This window comes from Pantoea sp. CTOTU49201 (assembly GCF_032054795.1).
Lineage (GTDB): Bacteria > Pseudomonadota > Gammaproteobacteria > Enterobacterales > Enterobacteriaceae > Pantoea > Pantoea symbiotica.
This window is the reverse complement of the sequence record NZ_DAMBSA010000410.1, coordinates 1-4,113: the sequence shown is the minus strand read 5'-3', so window position 1 is coordinate 4,113 and position 4,113 is coordinate 1. Positions and strand designations below refer to the sequence as shown.

At 51.7% G+C, this 4,113-nt stretch carries 4 protein-coding genes and 1 pseudogene; all 5 read right to left on the bottom strand.

Going from position 1 to position 4,113, the window contains the following annotated elements:
* Positions 1-58: 58 nt before the first annotated feature.
* Positions 59-1,084 carry a hypothetical protein gene (locus RTY00_RS21130; RefSeq protein ID WP_312666024.1) on the bottom strand — a complete coding sequence of 342 codons (1,026 nt, stop codon included), beginning with the start codon at positions 1,082-1,084 and terminating at the stop codon, positions 59-61.
* Between the two features lie 146 nt (positions 1,085-1,230).
* On the bottom strand, positions 1,231-2,196 hold the full coding sequence (gene lipA, locus RTY00_RS21125; RefSeq protein ID WP_101763255.1) for a lipoyl synthase: 966 nt from the start codon (positions 2,194-2,196) through the stop codon (positions 1,231-1,233).
* Between the two features lie 176 nt (positions 2,197-2,372).
* Complete coding sequence (gene lipB, locus RTY00_RS21120) at positions 2,373-3,023, bottom strand: lipoyl(octanoyl) transferase LipB (RefSeq protein ID WP_312666022.1); 651 nt, start codon at positions 3,021-3,023, stop codon at positions 2,373-2,375.
* Positions 3,024-3,092: 69 nt separating this feature from the next.
* Positions 3,093-3,356: a DUF493 family protein YbeD gene (gene ybeD / locus RTY00_RS21115; protein ID WP_008103691.1), complete on the bottom strand. Its 264-nt coding sequence runs from the start codon at positions 3,354-3,356 to the stop codon at positions 3,093-3,095.
* A gap of 97 nt (positions 3,357-3,453) precedes the next feature.
* A pseudogene (locus RTY00_RS21110) lies at positions 3,454-4,113 on the bottom strand (serine-type D-Ala-D-Ala carboxypeptidase); the annotation flags it as partial.

The window sequence follows — 4,113 nt, the reverse complement described above, 5'->3', positions numbered from 1 at the left end:
ATATTTATTACGTTGATAAAAAACCAGACTGTTGCCAGTCTGGTTTTTGTTTTTTGCCTTAATAGATGTTGGCGTGTTCCAGCTCATTTATTACGAATACATCGGGGTGATGTATTGGCTCAAAAACGCTTATTCCATCATGTGTACGCCAGCCCTCAAGCTTTTCTTCAGTTAATACTGGCGGCAATAGCGTTACAGGCGTTTCTTCCGGCGACGTCACAAGTTCGATCAATTCTAAATCATTCTTCTCGAACGCAGTTTCATCAATCGGCAGAAGGATTGCGCCGAGTTTTGATTCAATGATGAAAGAAAAATCGACTTTATAGCCCATGACGCCTGTTGGGCTAACGGGCACTGCACTGAAAATATGTTGAGTCGCGGGAAGGCTTGCAGGCAGATCAAATTGCCAGTGGCCTTCACTATCACTCTCGGAACTCCCTACCAACACATCATCAAGATAGAAGTGCAACATCGATCCAGCAGGCGCTTCTCCAGCAAATGTGATGCCATCTTCATCCTGCTGATATTCCCTAACGATGGTGACTTCATTGATTACTGAGGAAGTGAATTCAATCTGCTGAAGTTGTTGAGGCTCGTTTATGTCATGCCCAAACATAGTGGAGATATCTTCGCTGATCATTGGCTCATGATGCTGCTGCCGCCATAGATCTGCCTGTGGGGCAATGAAACTCCCACTTAGCATATCGAAGTCCCATTGAGGTTCGGCATCGAACTCAATCGTAGGCTGCAGAGTGGGCTGCGAGATTTCCTCAACATTAATCTCACCCATCTTCTGATGGTTGATTAATGACGCTACAGCCACGGACGCTTTAACGTCAGCGGGCAGTTGCAAATGTATCTCGTCGAAGCGGTGTTCAATGCTGATAGCCGTCGCAATAAATGCATTCGCACAAGAGGCATGTGCTGACGTATAGGGATTGGTGATGTCTATAGGCGTGGTACGCGCTTTTAACGCTTCCAGGCTCTCTCCTGATGCACTATAACGCGGTGCTTCGGAGGATTGACCTGACACATCGGGTACTCGAGGAAAATCGAGTCCATCTATATGAAAGGATGTTTGCATTATCTGACCTTCAAAAATGACACTGAGAAAAAAGAAATAGGCTCTTAAGCCTTCAGCGGTTAAAGCGACAGATTTGAGACGAGGATTAAGACTTTTAAGGGGTTTTTTGCGATTGCGCCCTATTAAGAACGCAATCGCGAAGAATATTACTTAACTTCCAGGCCTTTAGCCTGCATATCGGCGTGATAAGACGAGCGCACAAACGGGCCGCAGGCAGCATGGGTGAAGCCCATCGCCATCGCTTCTTCTTTCATCTCATCAAACTCGGCCGGGCTAACGTAGCGCTGTACCGGCAAGTGGTGACGGCTAGGCTGCAGATATTGTCCCAGCGTCAGCATGGTGACGCCGTGGCGACGCAGATCGCGCATCACTTCAATGATCTCGGCATTGGTTTCGCCGAGGCCCACCATCAAACCCGATTTGGTCGGGATATCCGGATGTGCTTCTTTGAAACGCTCCAGCAGCTTCAGTGACCAATCGTAGTTGGCGCCCGGACGGACCTGGCGGTAAACGCGCGGCACGTTTTCCAGATTGTGGTTAAACACATCCGGTGGCGTTGCGGTGAGAATTTCCAGGGCGCGATCCATACGACCACGGAAGTCCGGCACCAGCGTTTCAATTTTGATGGTAGGGCTTTTTTCGCGAATCGCGCTGATGCAGTCGGCAAAGTGCTGAGCACCGCCGTCGCGCAGGTCATCGCGGTCAACCGACGTAATCACCACGTAACGCAGCGCCATATCGGCGATGGTTTGTGCCAGTTTCAGCGGTTCGTTAGCGTCAGGCATATTCGGACGGCCATGCGCCACGTCGCAGAATGGGCAGCGGCGGGTACAAATCGCGCCGAGGATCATAAAGGTCGCGGTGCCGTGGTTAAAACACTCTGCAAGGTTAGGGCAGGAGGCTTCTTCACACACTGAGTGCAGACCGTTTTTACGCATCGCGGCTTTGATGCCCTGAATGCGGCTAGAATCCGCAGGCAGTTTGATCTTCATCCATTCCGGCTTACGCAGAATTTCTTCACGCTCAACCATCACGGTTTTCACCGGGATCAGCGCCATTTTGTCGGCATCGCGATACTTGACGCCACGTTCCATCTGAATTGGTTTACTCATAAATCTGCAGGTTCCGGTCGGGATTGCGATTTGAAAGCTTCCTCACTCAAACTGAGAACCAGGCTTTCAACTTTTTTTGAAAATATGGCAAAAATTATATCATCTCGTCTGCCCATAAGCAGCCGATTAGCCAGTGCAAAAGTTACAATTTTGTAAATGCGCACGTACAGTCAAGGTCAGACTGCGGCATCACTTTGCCATTCCAGTTGGGTAAATCCGGTTAAACGGGCGAAATGCTGCACCAGACGCGGCCGCACATCGGCGGGCGTGACGCCCGGCTGCAGCTGGCTGAGCTGCGTCATCTGCATCCCGGCATAACCGCACGGATTGATGCGCAGGAAGGGCGCGAGATCCATCGCCACATTTAGCGCCAGTCCGTGAAACGAGCAGCCTTTACGGATGCGCAGCCCCAGCGAGCAAATCTTGTCATCGCCCACGTACACGCCTGGCGCATCCGGTCGCGCACGGGCGCGGATGTTATAGTCGGCCAGCGTGGCGATCACCGTTTCTTCCATTGCCGTCACTAACTCGCGTACGCCCATTTTGCGACGTTTCACGTCGATCAGCACATACATCACCTGTTGGCCGGGGCCGTGATAGGTGACCTGGCCGCCGCGATCGCTTTGTACCACCGGAATATCGCCCGGCATCAGCAAATGTTCGGCTTTACCTGCCTGACCTTGGGTAAACACTGGATGATGTTCCACCAGCCAGATTTCATCGGCGGTGTTGCTGTCGCGTTGATCGGTAAAGTGATGCATCGCATCGGAGATGGGTTGCCAATCGCGCTGGCCGAGTTGACGAACAAGAAGCGTATTAGCTGACAAAGCAGAGGTCCGGTAAAGAGTGGAAGGCAGAGTATAACGCTGGCAAAGCGGACTTTGCCAGCGCCAGAATTACAGCACCATCCGCACGATTTCGATGTTGCCCAGCTCTTCGTACAGGGTTTCAACCTGCTCAATGTGGGTGGCGATGATGGTAATGGAAACCGAGTGATAGTTGCCTTTGCTGCTTGGCTTAACGTCCGGTTTGTAGTCGCCTGGCGCGTGGCGCTGCACCACTTCAACCACTTGATCAACCAGCTCCGGTTGCGCCAAACCCATCACTTTGTAGGTGAAAGGCGTAGGGAATTCGAGCAGTTCATTCAATTTGGTTTTCATACATTGACTCCGGTGCTTAAAAAAACATGCTCCCGCCGAGGCGGGAGCAAAGATAGTAGCTTATTTGGGGGCAAATTGGCGTTTTTTCAAGCGCGCCTTAGCCAAACCAGTGGTGGAACATCAGTTTGATGTAATCGATGATGCGGCCAAAGAAACCACCTTCTTTCACTTCGTTCAGCACCACCAGCGGACGCTGTTCAACGGTTTTGCCATCCAGCTGGAAGTTGATGCTGCCCACCACCTGATTTTTCTGCAGCGGTGCGTGCAGTTCAGTGTTGTTCAGCACATAGCTGGCTTTCAGGTCTTTCATACGGCCACGTGGGATGGTCAGATAGGCATCTTTTTCCACGCCCAGCTGAACACGATCGCTGTCACCGAACCAAACTGGCTCAGACGCAAACTCTTTGCCTGCTTTCAGCGGTGCCACGGTTTCGAAGAAGCGGAAGCCCCACGTCAGCAATTTCTTGCTCTCGGTTTCACGGCCTTTATAAGTACGACCGCCCATCACTGCGGAGATCAAACGCATCTGGCCTTCAGTGGCAGAAGCGACCAGGTTGTAACCCGCTGCGTCTGTATGGCCGGTTTTGATGCCATCCACGTTCAGGCTGGTATCCCACAGCAAACCGTTACGGTTGGTCTGCTTGATGTTGTTAAAGGTGAAATCTTTTTCACGGTAAACCGCGTACTCATCGGGCACGTCACGGATCAGCGCCTGGCCGATCAACGCCATATCGCGCGGCGAGCTGTATTGGCCTTC

Bases quoted from the DNA above. Each gene is read 5' to 3' on its own strand.
- lipA (WP_101763255.1), bottom strand. From the start codon at position 2,196: ATGAGTAAACCAATTCAGATGGAACGTGGCGTCAAGTATCGCGATGCC.
- ybeD (WP_008103691.1), bottom strand. From the start codon at position 3,356: ATGAAAACCAAATTGAATGAACTGCTCGAATTCCCTACGCCTTTCACC.
- RTY00_RS21130 (WP_312666024.1), bottom strand. From the start codon at position 1,084: ATGCAAACATCCTTTCATATAGATGGACTCGATTTTCCTCGAGTACCC.